This window comes from Rhodococcus ruber (assembly GCF_027270735.1).
In the GTDB taxonomy this organism is placed as follows: domain Bacteria; phylum Actinomycetota; class Actinomycetes; order Mycobacteriales; family Mycobacteriaceae; genus Rhodococcoides; species Rhodococcoides rubrum_A.
Window position 1 is genome coordinate 1 of record NZ_JAPWIJ010000002.1, and the last position, 21,986, is coordinate 21,986.

The 21,986-nt window shown below is 64.9% G+C and carries 20 protein-coding genes; 9 read left to right on the forward strand and 11 right to left on the reverse strand.

Annotated elements, in window-relative coordinates; genetic code table 11:
- Positions 1-148 precede the first annotated feature (148 nt).
- From dusB to phoU, 3 genes are all read left to right on the forward strand, one after another.
- Positions 149-1,288 carry a tRNA dihydrouridine synthase DusB gene (dusB, locus tag O4220_RS03750; protein WP_269602262.1) on the forward strand — a complete coding sequence of 380 codons (1,140 nt, stop codon included), beginning with the start codon at positions 149-151 and terminating at the stop codon, positions 1,286-1,288.
- Positions 1,289-1,406: 118 nt separating this feature from the next.
- Entirely contained in the window at positions 1,407-3,326 is a 1,920-nt protein-coding gene (locus O4220_RS03755; protein WP_269602264.1) for an LCP family protein, read from the forward strand.
- Between the two features lie 66 nt (positions 3,327-3,392).
- Positions 3,393-4,067 (forward strand): phosphate signaling complex protein PhoU, encoded by a 675-nt coding sequence (phoU, locus tag O4220_RS03760; RefSeq protein ID WP_032376398.1) that lies wholly within the window; start codon positions 3,393-3,395, stop codon positions 4,065-4,067.
- Positions 4,068-4,188: 121 nt separating this feature from the next.
- On the opposite strand, the gene pstB is transcribed toward phoU, so the two are convergent.
- From pstB to O4220_RS03790, 6 genes are all read right to left on the reverse strand, one after another.
- Positions 4,189-4,965, reverse strand: coding sequence for a phosphate ABC transporter ATP-binding protein PstB (pstB, locus tag O4220_RS03765; RefSeq protein WP_032376397.1), 777 nt, complete (start codon positions 4,963-4,965; stop codon positions 4,189-4,191).
- 37 nt (positions 4,966-5,002) lie between these two features.
- Entirely contained in the window at positions 5,003-5,911 is a 909-nt protein-coding gene (gene pstA, locus O4220_RS03770; protein ID WP_269602265.1) for a phosphate ABC transporter permease PstA, read from the reverse strand.
- 3 nt (positions 5,912-5,914) lie between these two features.
- Positions 5,915-6,952, reverse strand: coding sequence for a phosphate ABC transporter permease subunit PstC (pstC, locus tag O4220_RS03775; protein ID WP_032376395.1), 1,038 nt, complete (start codon positions 6,950-6,952; stop codon positions 5,915-5,917).
- A gap of 87 nt (positions 6,953-7,039) precedes the next feature.
- Complete coding sequence (gene pstS / locus O4220_RS03780; RefSeq protein ID WP_269602267.1) at positions 7,040-8,140, reverse strand: phosphate ABC transporter substrate-binding protein PstS; 1,101 nt, start codon at positions 8,138-8,140, stop codon at positions 7,040-7,042.
- Between the two features lie 200 nt (positions 8,141-8,340).
- A complete protein-coding gene (mshD, locus tag O4220_RS03785; RefSeq protein ID WP_269602268.1) occupies positions 8,341-9,246 on the reverse strand; it encodes a mycothiol synthase in 906 nt (301 codons plus the stop codon).
- The gene (locus tag O4220_RS03790; protein ID WP_269602269.1) at positions 9,247-10,008 is read right to left on the reverse strand and encodes a winged helix-turn-helix transcriptional regulator; all 762 of its coding nucleotides are present in this window, start codon (positions 10,006-10,008) and stop codon (positions 9,247-9,249) included.
- A gap of 130 nt (positions 10,009-10,138) precedes the next feature.
- Here O4220_RS03790 and O4220_RS03795 point away from each other — a divergent pair, with 130 nt between their 5' ends.
- The 5 genes from O4220_RS03795 (at position 10,139) to O4220_RS03815 (ending at position 13,234) form a co-directional block, all read left to right on the forward strand.
- The gene (locus O4220_RS03795) at positions 10,139-10,918 is read left to right on the forward strand and encodes an LmeA family phospholipid-binding protein (protein WP_269602270.1); all 780 of its coding nucleotides are present in this window, start codon (positions 10,139-10,141) and stop codon (positions 10,916-10,918) included.
- On the forward strand, positions 10,915-11,334 hold the full coding sequence (locus O4220_RS03800; RefSeq protein WP_269602271.1) for a thioredoxin family protein: 420 nt from the start codon (positions 10,915-10,917) through the stop codon (positions 11,332-11,334). Before O4220_RS03795 ends, O4220_RS03800 begins: the two co-directional genes overlap by 4 nt.
- A 251-nt stretch (positions 11,335-11,585) precedes the next feature.
- Positions 11,586-12,047 (forward strand): DUF4395 domain-containing protein, encoded by a 462-nt coding sequence (locus O4220_RS03805; protein WP_269602272.1) that lies wholly within the window; start codon positions 11,586-11,588, stop codon positions 12,045-12,047.
- Between the two features lie 43 nt (positions 12,048-12,090).
- Positions 12,091-12,927 carry a sulfurtransferase gene (locus O4220_RS03810; protein WP_269602273.1) on the forward strand — a complete coding sequence of 279 codons (837 nt, stop codon included), beginning with the start codon at positions 12,091-12,093 and terminating at the stop codon, positions 12,925-12,927.
- 1 nt (position 12,928) lies between these two features.
- The gene (locus tag O4220_RS03815) at positions 12,929-13,234 is read left to right on the forward strand and encodes a DUF1416 domain-containing protein (RefSeq protein ID WP_032376387.1); all 306 of its coding nucleotides are present in this window, start codon (positions 12,929-12,931) and stop codon (positions 13,232-13,234) included.
- Positions 13,235-13,318: 84 nt separating this feature from the next.
- On the opposite strand, the gene O4220_RS03820 is transcribed toward O4220_RS03815, so the two are convergent.
- On the reverse strand, positions 13,319-14,884 hold the full coding sequence (locus O4220_RS03820) for a cutinase family protein (protein WP_269602275.1): 1,566 nt from the start codon (positions 14,882-14,884) through the stop codon (positions 13,319-13,321).
- A 371-nt stretch (positions 14,885-15,255) separates the two neighbouring features.
- Here O4220_RS03820 and O4220_RS03825 point away from each other — a divergent pair, with 371 nt between their 5' ends.
- Positions 15,256-15,897 carry an FABP family protein gene (locus O4220_RS03825; protein WP_269602963.1) on the forward strand — a complete coding sequence of 214 codons (642 nt, stop codon included), beginning with the start codon at positions 15,256-15,258 and terminating at the stop codon, positions 15,895-15,897.
- A 177-nt stretch (positions 15,898-16,074) separates the two neighbouring features.
- Here the strand turns inward: O4220_RS03825 and cydC are convergent, their stop codons facing one another.
- The 4 genes from cydC to O4220_RS03845 are packed head-to-tail and all read right to left on the reverse strand — an operon-like array spanning position 16,075 to position 21,921.
- Positions 16,075-17,712, reverse strand: coding sequence for a thiol reductant ABC exporter subunit CydC (cydC, locus tag O4220_RS03830; RefSeq protein WP_269602277.1), 1,638 nt, complete (start codon positions 17,710-17,712; stop codon positions 16,075-16,077).
- Entirely contained in the window at positions 17,705-19,393 is a 1,689-nt protein-coding gene (gene cydD, locus O4220_RS03835; RefSeq protein WP_269602278.1) for a thiol reductant ABC exporter subunit CydD, read from the reverse strand. The genes cydC and cydD overlap by 8 nt, the downstream gene beginning before the upstream one ends.
- Complete coding sequence (gene cydB, locus O4220_RS03840) at positions 19,390-20,427, reverse strand: cytochrome d ubiquinol oxidase subunit II (protein WP_269602279.1); 1,038 nt, start codon at positions 20,425-20,427, stop codon at positions 19,390-19,392. The genes cydD and cydB overlap by 4 nt, the downstream gene beginning before the upstream one ends.
- Positions 20,428-20,436: 9 nt before the next feature.
- A complete protein-coding gene (locus O4220_RS03845) occupies positions 20,437-21,921 on the reverse strand; it encodes a cytochrome ubiquinol oxidase subunit I (RefSeq protein WP_269602281.1) in 1,485 nt (494 codons plus the stop codon).
- Positions 21,922-21,986 lie beyond the last annotated feature (65 nt).

Consider the following 21,986-nt stretch of genomic DNA (forward strand, 5'->3'; position numbering starts at 1 on the left):
TGCGAGACCGCTCCCTCGCCCGCGAACGCGCCAAGGCCGAAGCACGCGCGTCGTAAATTTCGCTCGACTGGTGTGCCCGGTACCGATTTCGGTGCCGGGCACCCCTTTTTTCTCCTGAAAGTTCTCCCTCCGTTCCAAAGGCTCTTCCATGACATTGCAGATCGGCTCCCTGGAGTTGCGCAGCCCCGTCGTCCTGGCACCGATGGCAGGCGTGACCAACGTGGCCTTCCGGACTCTGTGCCGGGAACAGGAACTAGAGCGGGCAGGTAGCACGTCGGGGCTGTACGTCTGTGAGATGGTGACCGCCCGCGCGCTGGTCGAGAGACAGCCCGCCACGATGCACATGACGACCTTCGGCCCCACCGAAACGCCGCGGTCGCTGCAGCTCTACACCGTCGATCCGGACACCACGTACACCGCGGCGAAGATGATCGTCGACGACAACTTGGCCGACCATATCGACATGAACTTCGGCTGCCCGGTGCCCAAGGTCACCCGCAAAGGTGGCGGCGCCGCTCTGCCGTACAAACGCAACCTGTTCGGTCGCATCGTCGCCGCGGCGGTCAAGGCGACCGAGGGCACCGATATTCCGGTCACCGTCAAATTCCGCGTCGGCATCGACGAGAACCACCACACGCACCTCGACGCGGGCCGAATCGCCGCCGACGAGGGTGCCGCCGCGGTGGCATTGCACGCGAGAACCGCGTCGCAGCGTTACTCCGGTACCGCGGACTGGAACGAGATCGCTCGACTCAAGGAACACGTCACCGGCATCCCGGTGCTGGGCAACGGAGACATCTTCTCCGCGTCCGACGCAGTCCGGATGATGGCCGAGACCGGCTGCGACGGTGTCGTCGTCGGGCGAGGTTGCCTGGGCAGGCCGTGGCTGTTCGCCGAACTCAGCGCCCGCCTGAACGGTCGCCCGGAGCCCGTTCCCCCCACCCTCGGCGAGGTGGCCACGATCATCGCCCGGCATGCCGAGTTGCTCGCCGAGCACCACGGTGAGAAGAAGGGTCTGCGCGAGCTGCGCAAGCACGTCTCCTGGTATCTGCGCGGCTTCCCCGCGGGATCGGATCTTCGAGTCTCGATGGCCTTGGTGTCCACTCTCGCCGAGCTCGACGATCTTCTGGCGCAACTCGATCCGACCGTTCCGTTTCCCAAGGACGCAGAGGGGCCACGCGGACGACAGGGTTCACCGGGCGCGGTTGCTCTGCCCGACGGCTGGCTCGACGATCCGGAGGACATCTGCGTCCCGGCCGGTGCCGACCTCATGCACTCGGGCGGCTGATCCCCAGCTGACCGCCCCGCACCTCGTACGAAGTGGACCATGCCGCTCGAGTCAGTACTATGGCTTGGATTGCCGAGTAGGCAACGCGTGCGTGTGATGGAAGGCCAGGTTCGAATTCGTGGGAGACGATCGAGAGTCGGGCCCGTCCGTGCCCGAGGGTCGCGCCCCATGGGAGCGCCCGCTGTCCTCAATCAGACAAAACGGAGAGCATCGGCCTCGCTCCGAACGCCCGTCCACACCGGACCAGAATTCACCACCGCAGCCCGGCGACAGCGGCAGGCTCGGCAAACGATCGCCGCGTAATGCCGACACCGTCTCGGTGGCCGAGTTGGTCGACAAGATGTCGCGGTCGGGATCGAGTCGTCGGGTACCTACCGAACGGCCCGAGACCGAAGAACCCACCGAGATCATCGCCCCGATCACCGATTCCACGCCCCCACCCTCCCGGGCAGTACCACCGCCGCCACCGCATGCCGTGCCGGAACCGGTGGGCGCGCCCGCCTCGGACCGCCCGGCACTGACGCGGTTGGCGATGAGCCGGGTGCGCCGACGCAGGCGACTGCGGATGGTCGGCCGGAGTCTGGTGTCCGTCATCGCGATCCTGTCGGTGGCACTGACCGGCGTGGTGTGGGGCTATCTCCGAAATACCGACCAGGGATTTCTTCAGGTCGCTGCGCTCGATCCCGACTCGACGGACGTCGTCGACGCCGCGGGCCAGTACGGCGACGAGACCTACCTGATCGTCGGTACCGACACTCGCACCGGGGCCAGCGGCGAGGTGGGTGCAGGAACCGTCGCCGACGCCGAGGGAGCCCGCTCGGACACGGTCATGCTCGTCAACATTCCGGCCGATCGCAGCCGCGTCGTCGCCGTGTCGTTCCCCCGCGATCTCGATGTGACACGCCCCGAATGCGAGCAGTTCGACAACGACACCAATACCTACACCGGTGAGATGTTCCCCGAGGCCTACGGCGACAAGCTCAATGCCACCTACGCCCTCGGCGGCCCCAAATGCCTGGTCAAAACGATCCAAAAGATTTCCGGCCTACGCATCGGTCACTTCGTGGGAATGGATTTCGCCGGGTTCGAGTCCATGGTCGACGAGGTCGGCGGCGTCGAGGTCTGCACCGCGCAACCGTTGATCGACTACGAGCTCGGAGACGTGCTGCCCAACCCCGGTACGCAACGCATCGACGGGCGCACCGCGCTGAACTACGTCCGGGCTCGCAACGTCGAGTCCGAGGGCAACGGCGACTACGGCCGCATCAAACGGCAACAACGCTTCCTGTCGTCCTTGCTCAGATCGGCACTCTCGAACAAGGTTCTGCTCGACCCGGGCAAGTTGAACGGGTTCGTCAACGCGTTCACCTCGGACACCTTCGTGGAGAACGTGAAGACCCAGGACTTGGTGACGCTGGGCCGATCGCTGCAGAACGTGGACGCCGGCGCGGTCACCTTCCTCACCATCCCCACCACCGGCACCAACGACTACGGCAACGAGATCCCCAACGACGACGCGATCGGGGCAATCTTTCAGGCCATCATCGACGACGATCCGCTGCCCGGCGAGGAACGCGCGGAGCCGGTGGCCCCCGAATCCCCGGCTCCCCCCACCGCCCCCGACGCCCCGCTACTGGCCGTCGAACCGGGCACAGTGTCCCTCCAGGTATCGAACGCGTCCGATATCGCGGGAATGGCTCAAACGGCATCCGACGAGCTCGCGACCTACGGATTCCAGATCCTGACGGTGGGCAACTTCTCGGGGTCCGCCGCCCAGACCGTCGTGCGCTACTCCCAGGACCAGGAAGCGGCCGCAGCGACCGTCGCGTCTGCGATCCCCGGCGCAGCCATCGAGCTGGCTCCGAGCCTGAACAACGTCGTCGAGGTGGTGCTCGGCTCCAATTACCCCGGATACACGCAAGCCCCGACAGCGTTCGGCACCGCGATCGATGCCACGCAGGTGGAGGGCACGACCGAGAGCGCGCCGCTCCCGGAAGATCTTTCGTTCACCAATGCCGCCGACGACACGTGTGCCTGACTTCATTCATGCTCCGTTAACCCTCGGGACAGCGAACAGGTCAGTGTGACCTACTAAACTTCGCTCATGCGCGTCGCCTACAACGAACAGATGAACGAGCTTGCCGATCTCCTCGGAGAAATGGCGAGCCTGGCTGGTACGGCCATGGAGAAGGCCACTCAGTCACTCCTCCAAGCAGACCTGGTGCTCGCCGAGCAGGTCATTTCCGAGCACGACAAGATCACCGAGCTCAGCGCGGTGTGCGAGGAGAAGGCTTTCACGCTCCTCGCCCTGCAAGCTCCTGTCGCAGGCGATCTCCGGTCGGTGGTGGCCGGAATTCAGATCGTTGCCGACATCGACCGGATGGGCGCGCTTGCCCTGCACGTCGCGAAGATCACCCGTCGCAGGCACCCGAACCACGCCCTCCCCGAGGTCGTCAACGGGTACTTCGCCGAGATGGGACGCCTCGCCGTTCAGATCGGCGCGTCCGCCCGCGAGGTCCTCGAGACACGGGACCCCGAGCGCGCTGCGAAGTTGCAGGAGGAAGACGAGGCAATGGACGATCTGCACCGTCACCTCTTCACGGTTCTGATGGACCGTGAGTGGAGCCATGGCGTCGCGGCTGCGGTGGACGTGACCTTGCTGGGGCGCTTCTACGAACGCTTCGCCGATCATGCTGTCGAGGTCGGCCGCCGAGTGATCTTCCTCGTCACCGGCCAGCTTCCGGTCGACCTGCACCAGAACAACATTCCCACCTCGTAGTACCGCTCTCGTCGAGTAGCGTTGCCCAGCAGCGCTACTCGACGTCCGTATCGGGGCAGGCGCACAACGAAAAGAACCCCCGTCGAGCTTTCGCTCGGCGGGGGTTCTTCGCGGTATGTGGCTATCCGAAGCGGCCGGAGATGTAATCCTCGGTGGCCTTCTGCGTGGGGTTGGAGAAGATCTTCTCGGTGTCGTCGATCTCGATGAGCTTGCCCGGCTTACCTGTCGCCTCGAGGTTGAAGAAGCCGGTCTGATCGCTCACACGTGCAGCCTGCTGCATGTTGTGGGTGACGATCACGATCGTGAAGTCCTGCTTGAGTTCCTGGATCAGGTCCTCGATGGCAAGAGTGGAGATGGGGTCCAGAGCCGAGCACGGCTCGTCCATCAGCAGCACGTCGGGCGACACGGCGATGGCACGAGCGATGCACAGACGCTGCTGCTGACCGCCGGAGAGGCCGCCACCGGGCTTGTCGAGGCGGTCCTTGACCTCGTTCCAGAGGTTGGCACCCTTGAGGGAGCGCTCGGCGATCTCGTCGAGTTCCTTCTTGCCGCGGCCGCCCTGCAACTTCAGGCCTGCGACGACGTTGTCCTTGATGGACATCGTCGGGAACGGGTTCGGGCGCTGGAAGACCATGCCGATGGTGCGGCGCACGCCCACCGGATCGACGCCGTTGCCGTAGATGTCCTCGCCGTCGAGCAGCACCGAGCCCTCGACGCGGGCACCGGGGGTCACCTCGTGCATGCGGTTGAGCGAACGCAGGACAGTGGACTTACCGCAGCCCGACGGTCCGATGAACGCTGTGACGCTGCGCGGCGGTACGGCCAGGGTGACGTCGGAGACGGCGTGGAACTTGCCGTAGTAGATGTTGACGTCTTTGAGATCGAGACGCTTTGCCATGTTCTTCGTTCCTTACGGTTCGCTGGAGTCGGGTGGGTCAGAAGTTCTTGGGCGAGAAGAACTTCGAGACCAACTTCGCGCCGATGTTGAGTATTGCGACGATCAGGATCAGCGTCAGGGCTGCTCCCCACATGCGCTCAGCGGTGAGCACGCCGGTTCCTGCCTTCTGCAGGTCGACCATCATGAGCGGCAGAGACGTCTGCGGCCCTTCGAAGATGTTGAAGTTGATAGCGGTCGCGGATCCCACCAGGATCAGCACCGGTGCCGTCTCGCCCATGACGCGGGCCAAGGCCAACATGATTCCGGTGACGATTCCGGACAGCGCGGTGGGGATGACGATCTTGGCGATGGTCTTCCACTTCGGCACGCCGAGCGCGTAGGACGCCTCGCGCAGGTCCTGGGGGACGATGCGCAGCATTTCCTCTGCCGAGCGCACGATCACCGGGATCATCAGCAGAACGAGAGCGAATGCGACGGCCACACCGGAGCGCTGGAAGCCGAAGGTGGCGATCCAGAGCGCGTAGATGAACAGGGCCGCGACGATGGACGGCACACCGGTGAGGATGTCGACCATGAACGTCGTCACTCGCGCCAGCCGGGTACCCACGCCGTATTCGACCAGGTAGATAGCGACAAAGATGCCGATCGGGATGGAGATGACGGCGCAGAACAGTCCTTGAAGGAGAGTTCCGACAATGGCGTGATACGCGCCGCCGCCTGCGATGAACTGGGTGACGCCGGCCTGCGAGTTCTGCCACCAGGTAGGTGAGACCACGGCCGAGAGACCGCGGGAGATCACCGTGTAGAGCACCCACACGAGCGGTACGAGTGCGACCAGCACCGAGAGGCTGACGAGAATCGTTGCCGAGAGGTTGGCTGCCTTGCGCCGGGCGCTGACGCCCTGGAAAGTCGGTTCCTTGACGGGCTTGTCCATGGTTGTGGTCATGGGTCAGTCCTTCTTTCCGGCGATGGCGGCGCGAGCACCTGCGTTGACGACGAAGGTCAGGACGAAGAGCACCAGACCGGCGGCGATGTAGGCCCCTGCCTGCAGCGGGTTGTTGAACTCGCCTGCGGCCAGCGCGATCTTGGTCGCGAACGTGGAACCGCCGTCGAACAACGTTCCACCGAATGTCGCCTGGGTGCTGCGGATGATGATGTACAGCGCGATGGTCTCACCGAGTGCGCGGCCGAGACCGAGCATCGAGCCGGAGACGAACCCGGACTTACCGAACGGAATGACCGTGGTGCGTACGACTTCCCAGCGAGTGGCTCCGAGCGCGAGGGCGGCTTCGACCTGGCCCTTCGGCGTCTGGATGAACACCTCACGGGTGACGGCGGCGATGATCGGCAGGATCATCACGGCAAGCACGATGCCACCGGTGAAGATGGTGCCGCCGCCGGCGATCGAGACCGATCCGGTGCTGAAGAGCGGGAACCAGCTCAGCGACGAGTTCAGCCACTCGGCGAACGGGCTGATGGCGGGAGCGAGGACGTACAGGCCCCAGAGACCGAAGACGATCGACGGGACCGCGGCCAGCAGGTCGATGATGTAACCGAGCGGTCCTGCGACTCGCTTGGGTGCGTAGTTCGTCAGGTAGATGGCGATGCCGAGTGCGACCGGCATCGCGAGAATCAACGCGAACAGCGACACGGTGACGGTGACCAGGAAGAGGTCGAGTACACCGAACACCATTGCGGAGGTGTCGGATGTGTCCCAGGCGCCGTTGTAGGTCAGGAAGTTGACCGTGTTGTTCGACAGTGAGGGGATCGCGCGCCAGAGCAGGAAGATACCCACGGCGGCGATCAGGGCGATGATGAAGATGCCCGAGCCCGTGGCCAGGCCTCGGAAGATCCGGTCACCGGGACGTGTGACGGTTCCCGATGTTTTCTTGTCTGACAATTGTGGTTCTTCCGGTTTGTGCGCGGCACCCGTGGAGGGCACGGTAGCCGCGGAGGGGACGCCGGTCATCGAGTGGGTGTCGCTCATACCGCTCACTGTCTCGTGTGGGGGTCGAGGACGGTCTTGCTTCGGCTCGCGATACCGCGAGCCGAAGCAAGATTACGTCTCATTGAATCAGGCGATCGCTTCGATAGCGGTGACCAGGCGTTCCTTGAATGCGTCGGGCAGCGGCACGTAGCCGGCTGCCTCGAGGCCCTGCTGGCCCTCGTTGGCTGCACTGAGCAGGAAGGACTTGACCGCTGCCGTGGTGTCGGCGTCGTAGCCCTTGGAGCAGACGATCTCGTAGGTCGCCAGAACCAGCGGGTACGTGTCGGCTGCGTTGCTGGCGTACAGGCCGTCGATGTCGATGACGAGGTCGTTGCCCTCACCCTTGAACTTCGCGGCGTCGATGGCCTTGCCCGCGGTCTCGCTGCTCAGCTCGACCGGTCCGTTGCCGAAGTCGACGGCTGCCTTGCCCAGGCTCTCCTGGTCGGCGAAGCCCTTCTCGACGTAGGTGATCGCACCGGGGGTTGCGGCTACGGCCTGGGCGACGCCCGAGGATCCGTTGGCACCTTCGCCGACTCCACCGGCCCAGTCGGAGCTGTGGTTCAGGGTCCAGGCCTCGGGAGCGGATGCGGCCAGGAAGCGCTGGAAGTTGTCGCTGGTGCCCGAGGAGTCGGAGCGGTAGACCGGGGTGATCGCGGTCGACGGCAGCGTTGCGCCGTCGTTGAGCGCGGCGATGGCCGGGTCGTTCCAGGTGGTGATCTTGCCGGTGAAGATCTGGGCGATGACGTCGGGGTTCAGCACCAGATTGTCGACACCGTCGACGTTGTATGCCACCGCGACCGGTCCGAAGACGAGCGGCAGATTCCACGCCGGGTTGTTGGCGCAACGAACGGCAGCCTGCGCGGCCTGATCGTCCTTGATGGACGAATCGGAGCCGGCGAAGTCGACGAGACCGGCGACGAACTGCGTACGGCCGTTGCCCGAGCCGCTGGTGGTGTACTCGACGGCCTTGCCGGCGCAGACGCCGGAGTAGATCGAGGTGAAGTTGGACATGGCGTTCTGCTGAGCGGACGAGCCTTCACCGGTCAGCGGGGACTTGCCTTCGCAGGTAGCCGAGGACTCTGATGCGCCGTCCGTGGTGGCGACGTTCGCGTCACTACCGCATGCGGCCAGCAACATGGCACTGACTGCCACTGCACTCATGAGAGCACCGTTGCGCTTGAGGTTCACCTGTTTCCTCCGAGGAATCTTGGGCCGTGTTCACGCCTCGGGCCTGATCGGCCGAGCAGTGACTGTGTGGGTGCCGGCTCGAAAGAAACCTCGCACCAGGCGGCGTTGGTTGCCGCCCAGAGAGAAAGGTAAGGGCAGGTGGTAGACGTTTACCCCCGCGTGGGTGAACGGGAGATGAACACCGTGGCCGATATGTCCGTTCAGGCGCTGCGCGCGTACGCCGCGTCCACGTGATAGTTCTCGAACCCGAGCTTGGTGTACGTGTGCACCGCCGCAGTGTTGTCGGCCTCGACGTACAGCATGATCTGGTCCAGTGCGCGTCCGTGCAGATAGTGCAGCCCGGCCAGGGTCAGTACCCGTCCGAGACCGCGACCCTGCGACTGCGGATCGATACCGACCACGTACACCTCGCCGATGGCCGGGTCGTTGCTGTCCGCCGCATGAACTTTGGTCCAGTGAAATCCGAGCAGGTGGTCGCTGCCTTCCTCGAACGCCAGGAACAGGCCCGCCGGATCGAACCACGGCTCGTCTCGCCGCGACGCGATGTCGCGATCGGTCCAGCCGCCCTGCTCGGGATGCCAGGAGAATGCCGCGTTGTTCACCCTCAGCAACTCGGCATCGTCCTGGTGCCCACGATAGGTTCGCAGCGTAATGCCCTCCGGCACAACAACATCGGGAAGATCAGGACTGGCCGATGCCCGACGCATCTGCAGCAGTTCCCGAACCACCTTCAGCTCCAGACGAGCTGCAACGGACTGCGCCGCGGCGATGTTGCCATGCGCCCAGATTCGCGTGTCGGAGCCGATATCGAGTGCGCGAGAAACCAATTCGCGACCGATGCCGCGACCGCGGGAAGAAGGATCGACCACCGCCTCGGCCATCCCGTCGGCGATTCCGGCGTAACCAACGACGCGATCACCTTCGGTGGCGACGAGACGAACGACGCCCTCGCCGGCGTCGACCGCCTTCACCGCCTGCTCCGAGAGGGGCGCGGTACCGTCGACTTCGGTTGCGCGAGAAAGGATCCGATGAATCTCGTCGGAAACCCGAGAAGACGGTGCGTCGCCGTCGATGGGATGGACGCCGAACGCAGTATCCGAACTCATCTAGGAGAGAGTACTCTCCTGCTCGAACTCGAAATCCGCATCGCCGGAATCCCCGCCCGCGCCGTCCGACGCGGCTGGGCCGCCCTTGGTGTTGCGCGCTGGCCGGACCGCCTTGTATCCCACGTTGCGCACGGTGCCGATCAGCGATTCGTACTCGGTGCCGAGCTTGGCGCGCAGGCGTCGGACATGGACGTCGACGGTGCGAGTGCCACCGAAGAAGTCGTAACCCCACACTTCCTGCAGCAGTTGGGCACGAGTGAACACGCGGCCCGCGTGCTGAGCCAGGTACTTCAGCAGCTCGAATTCCTTGTAGGTCAGATCGAGCGGACGACCGCGCAGTCGTGCGGTGTATGTGCCCTCGTCGATGATCAGCTCACCGAGCGTGATCTTGCCCGAGGCCTCCGGGCTCGCAACGCCGCCGCTGCGACCGACCAGTAGCCGCAAGCGCGCGTCCAACTCCGCCGGGCCGGTACCGGGGAGCAGGATGTCGTCCAGGCCCCAATCGGAGTTGACCGCCACCAGCCCGCCCTCGGTGAGGACCGCGACGACGGGGATGGCCGACCCGGTACTGCCCAACAGGCGACACAACCCGCGTGCCGCAGCCAAATCGGTGCGGGCGTCCACCAGCGCGATATCAGCCGATCCCGCTTCCAGAAGCGAGGACACCTCGGTGGGCACCGGACGCACGTGATGCGCCAGAAGAGCAAGGGACGGAAGAACGCCCTCCGGATTGGGGTCGGAGGTCAGTAGTAGGAGCTCCACTGCGTCTCCATTCTTGCTGCTGGCCGGTCCAGCTCGAGCTGGATTGGAGTGTTCGTCAAGGACACAGACTAGCTTGTTCGTACAACTGGCCGAAGCGGGCAGTGTGCGACCCGTCGGTCACAATGGACGCGTGCGCACACTTCTCATCGGACTCGTCAGCCTGCTGGCCCTCGCGCTCGTCGTGGATTTCGGCGCGGCGGCCTACTCCGAGTACAGGGTCTCGCGCGCGATTCGCGCCGGTGGCGAGCTCAATTCCGACCCCCAGGTGATCGTGCACGGCTTCCCGTTCCTCACCCAAGCAGCGGACGGCCGCTACCAGAACATCGAGATCAGGGCTCAGGACGTCCCCACCGAATACGTCGGGTCGACGACGATCGAGGCCAATCTTCGCGGCGTGCACATCGCCCTGTCCGACTTGATCGACAACAACGTCCGGGCCATTCCGGTCGACGAGCTCGACGGCCGCGTCCGCATCGAGGCGACAGACCTCGGCCGGTTCCTCGGCATCGTCGACCTGCAGGTTTCTGCGCCCCCTGCCGACAAGTCCGACGGCACGGGCGGCTCGGGCGGCTCGGGCAAGACGACGACCGGAGGCGTCGTGCTGACCGGAACCGTGCCGGTCGGCCCACTGCAGACCACAGTGAGCGTGCAAGCCGACCTGTCGCTCGAGGGCGACAGTGTCGCCATCGTGGCATCCGACTTCTACTTCGGCCCCGAGGGTCGGGCGGACTTCACGATTCCCGACTTCGCCAAGCCGACAGTGCTCGGGTTCTTCACCAAAACCATCGAGCGGCAGAACCTGCCCTTCGGACTGCTGCCGACCGACGTCTACGCGGAAGGGTCGCAGATCGTCATCGAGGGTTCGGGTGACAACGTTACGATCGACCTCAACGAGATCGAAAAGCCGTGACAGGGATCACAGTTCTGTTGGTCGTGGCGGTCCTTGCCATAGCTACCGGGTTCTATCTCCGGAGCCGGTCCGGTGCCGTGCGCGCGGTACGAGACACCGGCTCCGACACCGACACTCTTCTCCCACTCCTGCTCGAGGCGGGCATCACCACCGACACCGCGACCGTGCTGCACTTCTCGGCGGACTGGTGCGGACCGTGCGCGGCCGTCCGTCGCGTCGTCGGGCAGGTACTGAGCGACCGCAGCGGAGCCCGCGAAGTGGAGCTCGACATCGACGCCAACCCTGTTCTCGCCCGCGAACTGGGAGTGCTGTCCTTGCCCACCACGTTCGTGCTCGACACCGACCTGCGCCGGCGCTCGCGAATCGCGGGGGTTCCCTCCGCGGCGGCTCTGCGGTCCGCGCTCGACGCCTTGTGACCGCACCCGCTCGGGCCGGCGGTTCAACGCGCCGCTGGTAGCGGGTAGGATGCTCTTCGTGTTCTCCCGCCACGAGCTGATGCTCACCAGTCGACGCACGGTTGATCTGTGCCGACTGGGCGGATGTTGCTGTCGCTGCTGCTGATTTCCTTCTGCCGCCACGCCCATGCGTGATGTCGGCCCAAGACAGGAATCCACGTCCGAGCACTGCCTATGCGGCGTGCCCCGGCCTCGTACAGGAGTACTTCTCGATGTCGACACCCGACTCCCCCACGATCGACCAGGTCGACGTCCGCGGCCCGCGCTTCGCAGCGTGGATCACCACCGCCGTCCTGGTAGTCGTACTTCTCCTGACCACGTTCTCGGTCCCCGCAGCGGCAATCCTGCTCGGGCTACAGGCGATCGTGTTCGGAATCGGAGCCGTACGCGGACCCAAGCACAGTCCGTACGGCACGATCTACGCGACGTTCGTCGCTCCGCGTCTCTCCCCGACCAGCGAACGCGAGCCGGTGGCTCCGTTGAAGTTCGCTCAGCTGGTGGGATTCGCATTCGCCGCCGTCGGAGTTCTCGGCTTCGCACTCGGCGCTCCCGTCGTCGGCACCGTGGCAGCAGGCTTCGCCTTGTTCGCGGCGTTTCTCAACGCCGCGTTCGCGGTCTGCCTCGGCTGCATGCTCTACCCCCTCGCGGCGCGCTTGCGCAGCACCTCGCACTGACAACGTTCTTCCGATCCGTACAAGAAAGACCGAAAGGAACACCATGGCTCGCTCCGACGTCCTGGTCTCTGCCGACTGGGCCGAGCAGAACCTGAACGCACCGAAGACCGTCTTCGTCGAGGTCGACGAAGACGCCAGCGCCTACGACGGCGGACACATCGAAGGTGCAGTCAAGCTCGACTGGCGCAAGGACCTGCAGGACCCGGTCCGTCGCGACTTCCTGAACCAGGAGCAGTTCTCGGATCTGCTGTCGGCCAAGGGCATCAGCAACGACGACACCATCGTTCTGTACGGCGGAAACAACAACTGGTTCGCCGCCTACGCGTACTGGTACTTCAAGCTCTACGGCCACCAGGACGTCAAGCTCATCGACGGCGGACGCAAGAAGTGGGAGCTCGACGGACGCGCACTCTCGAAGGACGTCGTCAGCCGGGAGACCACGCAGTACCGCGCCGAGGCTCCAGACCTGTCGATCCGCGCGTTCCGCGACGAGGTCATCGACGCCATCGGCAACAAGAACCTGATCGACGTGCGCTCGCCCGACGAGTTCTCGGGCAAGATCCTCGCCCCGGCTCACCTGCCCCAGGAACAGGCTCAGCAGCGTGGCCATGTGCCGTCGGCGATCAACATCCCGTGGAGCACCACCGCCAACGAGGACGGCACGTTCAAGTCCGACGAGGCGCTCGAAGAGCTGTACAAGACCAAGGGTTACGACGACGACAAGGCCACCATCGCGTACTGCCGCATCGGTGAGCGTTCGAGCCACACCTGGTTCGTTCTCAAGGAGCTCCTGGGCAAGGAAGACGTCAAGAACTACGACGGTAGCTGGGTCGAGTACGGCTCCCTCGTCGGAGCACCCATCGAGTTGGAGGTTCACTGATATGTGTGGAGCACCCGTACAGGGCCAGACCATCCCCGCAGGCGTCGACGTCGAGAAGGAGACGGTCATCACCGGCCGCGTCCTCGCCGGCGACGGCGAGCCGGTAGCAGGGGCATTCGTTCGTCTGCTCGACGGCACCGGTGAGTTCACCGCCGAGGTCGTCGCGTCGGGCACCGGAGACTTCCGCTTCTTCGCCGCTCCCGGCCAGTGGACGCTGCGCGCACTGTCGGCATCGGGCAACGGCGACACCGTCATCGCTCCCGAGGGCGCAGGCGTGCACTCTGCCGACGTCACAGTCGGAGTCTGATTTCGCAGCTCGTATCGAACGAGAAAAAGAACCCCGCACCTACGAGTAGGTGCGGGGTTCTTTTCTGTCCAGGCCGGAGATCGTTCAGTTGGGCACGGGCGCTGCGGTGGTGCGCTCGGGAACCGTGGAGTACTGCGGCGGGAACAGCCCCTCCGGGACCGGGATGCCCTGAGACTCGAGGAAGGCACCGAAGTCACTGACGCGAGTCTGCGTTCCCGGCTCCGGTAGCAGTCGGGGCTCGGCGGCAGGCGTGGGCGTCTCGGTCGTGGGCGTCTCGGTCGAGGGAGCCTCGGGCGTGGCCGGATCCACCGCGGGGGGTGCATTGTTCTTCTCGCGTTCGGTACGAGCCAGATCGGTCACCCAGGCAACCATCTTCTCGCTCTCCCACTCGTAACCGTCGTTGGGGTCGTTGTACCAGTACGACAGGTGCTGCAGAAAGCCGATTGCCAAGTAGGGACCGAGCACGACGTCGACGATGCCCTTGTTGTTCTCCACCAGGCCCTCGCCTTCGGCGCGCAGTTTCGCCTTCACGGTCTCGGCACCGGGCCCGAGAGCCCAATTGAGATCGGCGAGCAGCTGCTCGGGAGACAGCGCTGCGGCAGCCTGCTCGTCGTCCACCTGATACTGCCGGTCGGAGACTTTGACCAGAACCTGCAGCAGCGTCTCGTCCGACTCGAGCCACGACTTGTTCGTGGCGATGTCGATGATCGCGCGGGTGGCAATGGAGGCGACCGTCCGACCGAAGTCGGAGACGGTCTGCACCGGGTTGAGCAGCGTCAACCGCATCTGACCGAATACACCGAGCGCCAGCTGCAGCAGTTCGATCTTGTCCGGCGAATCGCAGGCGAGATCGTAGGGACGACACGACCAGGTGACCTTGTCGGTCATCGACCCGTAGTCCCGCGGCGACTGGTCCATGAAGCCGCCGAGCGACTGGCCCACCTCGTCACCGAAGTTCGGCACGCCGGCCGGGCGGTAGGGCGACCCCACCATGACGACACCGACGACGTCGTCGGACGTGACGAGAGCGTTGGGGTCACGGTGGCCGAGTTCCCTTGTCACGCGATCGAGAATTTCACCGCCGACGCTGTACCCGAGCAGCGCGAACTTGGTCTTCTCACCGCACTTGGTCTTGTACTCGTCCATCAACCGATTGGTCGACGCGATGCCGTCGGCGATCGACTCCTGGTAGGTCGGCACGTTGTCGAGTACGTCGAAACCGTACGTGGAGGAATACGGAACATAGAGCCATCCGACGGTGCCGGGGCTGTCCGCGTTCGCCTCACCGACCGGAACGGTGACGTTGCCGACCCAGTTCGACGCGATCGTCTGCGCTTCTTCGTTGAGCGGATTGCGATCCGAGTCCGAGTCGGTGGCGCCGGACACCGCCAACAGCAGTACGTCCGGGCAGTCCTGCGCGTAGTTGTTCGGATCGATGTTCGGGCCCTGAGAGGACCCGAAGTCGGCGGAACCGGAATCCGACGAGCCCGAGTTCGACGAGCCCGAGTCGGGGGCGGCCAACGCAGCAGCGGGTGCTGCGAGCGCCAGCGCCAGTGTGACGACCGCCGATCGAAGCAACACGGAACCGAACGACGATGTCAGAACACGCTTACGACGCAGCATTTTTGCAGAGCCCTCCCCAGCCTTCACGACACAACACTGTAAACACGTCGACAATTCGCCCGCGAGCGCCCGACGTCCCCCGAAGAAGGTACCCGTTGTGCGGGATTTCTCCACCAGTGCGAGTGATCCAGCGCACTTGGGGCGGCAAACTCGGGTAAATGTCACCAAGGACACACGTCGGATTCGGGCCGCTGTTCTCGGTGGGAAACTATGCGGGTTAAACTCGTTTCCGTGGTCATCTTCTTCGAGTTGTTGCTGGTGCTTGCGGCAATAGCCATCATCGCGTTCTCGCTCTACGTCGTCTACCGACTGGTCAACGACGAGTCGTGACGGATCCGGTTGCGGGACAACCCGGCAGTGGTGACGAGGGCAAGGCCGACGAGAGGCACGACGCCCCCATCACCAGTGGTGACGAAGCGATAGCGGCGGCCGAACAGAAGTTCGCCGAGGCATCGTCGCGCAACGTCCCGATACTGCCCGATATCCCTCATCCCGACGACACCGCCAACCTGCGGCTCGGCCCCGATCTGAACCCGTCGATGCTGGCTCTGTTGCCGCTCGTCGGCGTCTGGCGTGGCGAGGGCGAGGGGCACGACCCCGAACTGGGAACCGACTACCCCTTCGGACAGCAGATCGTCATCACCCACGACGGCGGTAGCTACCTGAGCTGGGAATCGCGCTCGTGGCGGCTCGACTCGGACGGCAATTACGCTCACCCCGACCTCCGTGAGACCGGATTCTGGCGCGTCAGCGGCGGCCACGGCGTCAAGGGTTCCGAGAACGAAGAGGTCATCGAGCTACTGCTGACCCACAGCACTGGTGTGGTCGAACTCTATTACGGACACGCACTCACCAAGTCCTCCTGGGAACTCGCCACCGACGTGGTCATCCGCAGCACCTCGGGTGCGCTGGTCGGCGGGGCGAAGCGGCTCTACGGCATCGTCGAGGGTGGAGATCTGGCGTACGTCGAGGAACGTGTCGTCGCCGACGGCCCACTCGCACCGCGGCTTTCCGCACGACTCTCTCGTTACATCGGCTGAATCTCTCTCTGCTCGTTGCACGCGAACGGCCCCCGAGCCGTACCTGCTTTCAGGTCCCGACCGGACAGGTCGGGGGCTCGGGGGCCGGGTAGCTGCCTGGGATTCGCTTGCCGCTCGCGCGGTCTTCGCAGTGAATCCGTCAGCGATAGCGGCTAGCTGACAGCCACCTCACGCGTCCTAGAGTTCATCAACTTCAGACCACCTCCTCTCTCGTGTACTCCCAACGTACGCCGGAGATTCCGAGTCGGCAAAGGGTTTTTTCTTCGAGTCTTTGCCGAGGTCGATCACCTGGTCGGCGTCGGTATCCTCCGGCAGTTGATGGGTGACGACCACCACGGTTCGGTCGGCACCGAACAGGCCGCCGTCGGAGGTGAGCAGCTCTCGCAGTATCCGCGTCCCGGAGACTCTGTCGAGGTGTTCCGTCGGCTCGTCCAGCAAGACGATCGGTGCGGTACCGAGCAGAGCGCGCGCGAGCAGCAGCCTGCGTCGTTCTCCCCCGGACACCGCCTGTGCGCCGCCCACCAGGGTCGTATGGACACCGAGGGGCATCGCGTCGAGCCACGAGCCGAGGCCGACTTTCCGCAGTGCCTCCGCTGCTTCCTGTTCGTCCACGTCGCCGCGTACCACCCGCAGATTCTCCAGAATCGAGGTGTCGAACAGATGCGCGTCCTCAGCGAACAGCGCTGCGTCCGAGCCGTATTCCTCGGCCAGTGCGCGCAACATCGTCGTTTTACCCGATCCACTCGGACCGATGAGAGCGCTTCGCGCATGTGCACGGAAGTTCGTAGCAGGGGTCGAGCGGGAGTGGAGCCCGCGGAACGACCCAACCGGGGAGGCGCTCACATGGAGCGGCGGAGCCGCATCGAGCATCGCCATGATTCGGGTCGCTGCGATTCGGCCGCGCATCAGCGCGACAGCAGCCCCGGGGAGCGCGGCAGTCGCCTCGAACGCAGCCAGCGGAACCAACACGATGATCGCCAGTGCCATCGGCGTCATACCGCCGGCGGTGCCTCCGTCCGGTCCGTACAGCCCGATTCCGACGAGCAACGACCCGATCACCGACGCTCCGATCGACAGCGGCCCAGCGGCATCGGCCATGGCCGACGGACGGGCGGCGCGGTCCCGGGCAACCACCGAATCCTGTGCTGCGCTTCGAGCTTCGGCCAGTGTTGCGTCGAGTCGCCCGGCGACCCGCAGTTCCGCGGCGTGGTCGAGGGCACGGACGGCCGACTCGGCGAACCGTGCGTCGGCGTCGGCACCGGCCTCTTCCGCGATCCTCGCCGACCGCGCCGCCAGCATCGGTGCTCCCACTCCGGCGATCAGCAACGCCACCGCCAGGATCGACGCGGCAGCAGGCGCAATGCCGGCGAGCAGACCCACCGCCGCGAACATCATCACGACACTGACACAGATGGGCACGACCGCCCGCACGACGACGTCGCCGAGCACGTCCACGTCCGCTCCGGTGCGAGCGAGAACGTCACCGCGCCGCAGATGGATCGCCCCGTTTCCGTTCGCCAACCTCTCGTAGATTCCGGTGCGGGCTACCGTCGTACCGCGCAGTGCCGCATCGTGTGTGGACAGTCGTTCCAGATATCTGAACACTCCCCGCGAAATGCCCAGCGCCCGAACGGCTACCACGGCCACGGACAGATCGAGCACGGGTGGGATCTGCCAGGCTCGGGTGATCAACCATGCCGAGAGCGCCGCCAGAGCCAGCGCACTCCCGAGCGTCGCCACTCCGGCGGCCACCGCCACCGCCACCCGCCGCGGGGAGAGCTCCAACAACGTCAACGCCCGACGTAGATCAGACATGATCGAACTCCGAGTGCAGGGTCGCGTCACTGCGTACTTCGACCACTCGGTCGGCGGCATGCAACACCGACCGCCGGTGACCCACCACCACCACGGTCACTCCTCGGTCGGCAGCGGCTCGGACAGCCTGCAGCACAGTCTTTTCACGCTCCGAATCCAGGTGTGCGGTCGGCTCGTCCAGCACCATGACCGGCGCATTCGAGACGAAGGTCCGGGTGAGGGCGAGGCGCTGCAGTTCGCCGAGCGACAGCCCCACTCCGCCCTGACCGACGCGAGTGTCCCAGCCGGCCGGATGATCTCGGAGAACCTCGTCGAAGCCGGCCGAACGGCACGCCGCGTCCAAGGCATCCGAATCGGGCACTCCGTGCAGCGTGACGTTCTCGTACAGCGTGCCGGGCAACAACACCGGCCGTTGCGGCAGCCAGGCAACCTGCGCCCACCACTGTTCGAGGTCGAGGTCGGCCACCGGCACTCCCCCTATTCTCACCGCGCCGCTCGAAGGCGTGGTCAGACCCAGGATCGCCTGTAGCGCAGTCGATTTTCCCGCACCGTTCGGTCCGGTCAGCACCGTGATGGTGCCCGCTCGGCACACCGCACTGAGCTCTGCCGGAGCCTCGCCGTCCCGACTCGCGACGGTGAGCCCGTCGAGTTCGATGTTCGCGGCCGAGGCGTCGACCGTGCGACCACCACTCGACCGAACCGTCCGCCGATCCAACACTCGGAAGGCTCGGCTCGCGGCCTCGACGCCGTCCTCGGCCGCGTGAAATTGGGTACCTACCGACCGGAGTGGAAAGTACACCTCGGGCGCGAGGATCAACGCGACGATGCCTGCCTCGAGTGTCATCTCCCCGAAGACCAGCCGCAGTCCGATGCCGACGGCCACCAGCGCGACACACAGGGTCGCGAGCAATTCCAGAACCATCGACGAGAGGAAGGCAACCTTCAACGCGCGCATCGTCGTTCGCCGATGTGCATCGCCCAGTGCTCGGATGCGGGCGGCGGGCCCGTGTTCGCGCCCCAGCGCGCGTAATGTCGGCAGACCGGCCAACAGATCGAGCAACTGCGCCGACAGCCGGGTCATCGTGTCGAGCGTCGCAGCCGCTCGCCCCTTGGTCAGCAGTCCGATCAGAATCATGAAGATCGGGATGAGCGGCAGGGTCACCGCGATGATCACCGCCGACGTCACGTCCTGGGTGAGGATGACGATCAGGACCAACGGGGTGACGATGACGGCCAGCACCAGAGCCGGTACGTAGCCGATCAGGTACGCCCGCAATCCGCCGATGGCGCGAGTCACGACGACCGCCAGCTCGTCACGTTCGGAGTCGATCTCTCGAGGCTCGAAACGAGTTGCGGTCGTGAGCACTTCGAGTTCCAGCTCGGCCACCACCCGCGATGCCGAACGGTGCGCGTACCGCGACTGGGCTCCGGTCGCGAGCACACGAACTGCCATTGCACATCCCAGCACCACCAGTTCCGTGGTCCAGTCGGACAACGACCTGGCCGTCGGGTCGGTGATGACACCGGCCAGAACGCGGCCGATGGCAAGCGCGCTCACGATGATGCACAGGGTGACGACCGTCGACAGCCCGACCGTCGCGACGAGGTAGCCCCGCGCGGAGCGAGAATATTTCCACAGTCTGGGATCGACCGGTGCCCGCGAGCGGGCGGGTGCGCTCACGACTTCACCGTCAGTCCGATCGAGTCGGGTATCTGAGCGCTCGAAATGCGTTGCCGGAAGACCCAGTACGTCCAGGCCTGGTAACCGATGACGACGGGGGCAGCGAAAGCCGCGGCCCACGTCATCACCTTCAACGTGTACGGGCTGGACGACGCGTTCGCGATGGTGAGATCGAAGGCGGCGTCCGTGCTGGACGGCATGACGTTGGGGAACAGGGAGGCGAACAGCAGCACGACGACGGCGACGATGGCGATGCTGGTGAAGACGAATGCCCAGCCTTCGCGTACTTTCGCCGTCAGCGCGACGACAAGCAGCAGGGCCACTGCTGCCACCGCGACGAGTGCCCAGGTCCAGGTCTTCCCGTACGCGAGTTGTGTCCACAGCGCGAAGGATCCGCCGACGAGCACCGCCGGAACCGACAGCCACGTTGCCATTCTCACCGAGTCCTCGTGTACATCCCCGGAGGTCTTGAGCGCGATGAACACGGCACCGTGCAGTGCGAACACCACGGCCATCGTCACTCCGCCGAGCAGTGCGTACGGGTTGAGTAGGTCGAAGAACCCTGCGGTGACCTTCTTGTTCTCGTCGATCGCGACTCCGCGCACGATGTTGGCGAAAGCGACGCCCCACAGCACCGCCGGAACCCACGAGCCGATGCCGATTCCGATGTCGCAACGTCGACGCCACGTCGGGTCGTCGATCTTTCCGCGCCATTCGATGGCGCAGATACGCAGGATCAGCGCCACCAGGATCAACAGCAGCGGCAAGTAGAAGCCCGAGAACAACGTGGCATACCACTCGGGAAACGCTGCGAACAGGGCACCGCCTGCGGTGATGAGCCAGACTTCGTTGCCGTCCCAGACCGGACCGATCGTGTTCAGGACGGCACGCCTGCGCTTCTCACCCGTCGCCGCGTCCGGGTGCCTGCCGAGGATGGGCATGAGCATGCCGACGCCGAAGTCGAAGCCTTCGAGCACGAAGTAGCCGACGAAGAAGAAGGCGATGATGAGGAACCAGAATTCGGGCAGTGACATGGCTATCCCCTAGTACGCGAACGAGAGCTGTTTGGGCTCTTCGTCTTCCGAGTCCGGCGGGTCGACGTGCGGGTGCGCGTCGTGGTCGAGAGGTCCTTCGATGACGTAGCGTCGAAGCAGGTAGAACCAGACGCCCCCGAGAGCGGCGTAGAGCAGTGTAAAGGTCACCAGCGATGCGACGACGAGGCCGACGGGATGGTCGGAGACGCCTTGATCGACGGTGAGCCGGATCTGGTCGACTCCCGAGAGATTCGGCGCGACAACCCATGGCTGACGGCCCATTTCGGTGAAGATCCAGCCGGCACTGTTGGCCAGGAACGGAGTCGGAATGGCCAGCAGCGACAACCACGAGAACCACTTCTGGTCGGGAATCCGGCCACCTCTGGTGACCCACAATCCCGCGATGGCGAGCAGGGCCGAGCCTGCGGCCAGTCCGATCATCATCCGGAAGGCCCAGTACGTGACGAAAAGGTTGGGCTTGTAGTTGCCCGGGCCGAACTGCTGCTCGTACTGATCCTGTAGTTGGTTGACGCCCTGCACGGTGGCACCGAAGTCGTTCTCCGCCAGGAACGAGGTGAGGCCGGGAATCGAGATGAGGTGCACCACGGATTCGCAGTTGTTGTGGGTACCGACGGTCAGGAGCGAGAAGCTGGCTCCGGTTTCTGTGTCGCACAACGATTCTGCGGATGCCATCTTCATCGGCTGCTGCTCGAACATCAGCTTGCCCTGAACGTCTCCGGTGATGGCGAGCGCGCCGCCTGCGACGATCATGACGATGAAGGACATGCGCGCTGCCGATCGGAACATCGAGCGCGAGTCGGTGGCCGGGAGCGTGTCGAGCTCGTTCTCGGCGTTCTTCTTGCGCGCCTCGCGCACCATCCACCAACCGGAGATTCCGGCGACGAAGGTTGCGGCGGTGAGGAACGCACCTGCAACGGCGTGTGGAAAGGCCGCCAGCGCAGTGTTGTTGGTGAGCAGCGCCCAGATATCGGTGAGCTCGGCGCGGCCGGTCTCCTCGTTGTAGATCGCGCCGACGGGATGCTGCATCCAGGAGTTGGCTGCGATGATGAAGAAGGCAGAGGCGTTGACGCCGATGGCAACGAGCCAAATAGTCGCCAGGTGAACGAGTTTCGGAAGTCTGCTCCACCCGAAGATCCACAGCCCGAGGAACGTGGACTCGAGGAAGAATGCCACCAACCCCTCGAGCGCGAGGGGCGCGCCGAACACGTCACCGACGAAGCGCGAGTATTCGCTCCAGTTCATCCCGAACTGGAATTCCTGGACGATTCCCGTCGCGACGCCGAGCGCGAAGTTGATGAGAAACAGCTTGCCGAAGAACTTGGTCAGCCGGTACCAGGAATCATTCCCGGTGATCACCCACATGGTCTGCATGGCGGCCACCATCGGCGCTAGGCCGATCGTGAGAGGTACGAGAATGAAGTGGTAAACGGTGGTGATACCGAACTGCCACCGCGAGACATCCAACGCGTCCATCGATACTCCGAACTCTTCCACCCGAGCTGTGACGGGCAACACCGCAGGTCAGGGCATTGGCCCGC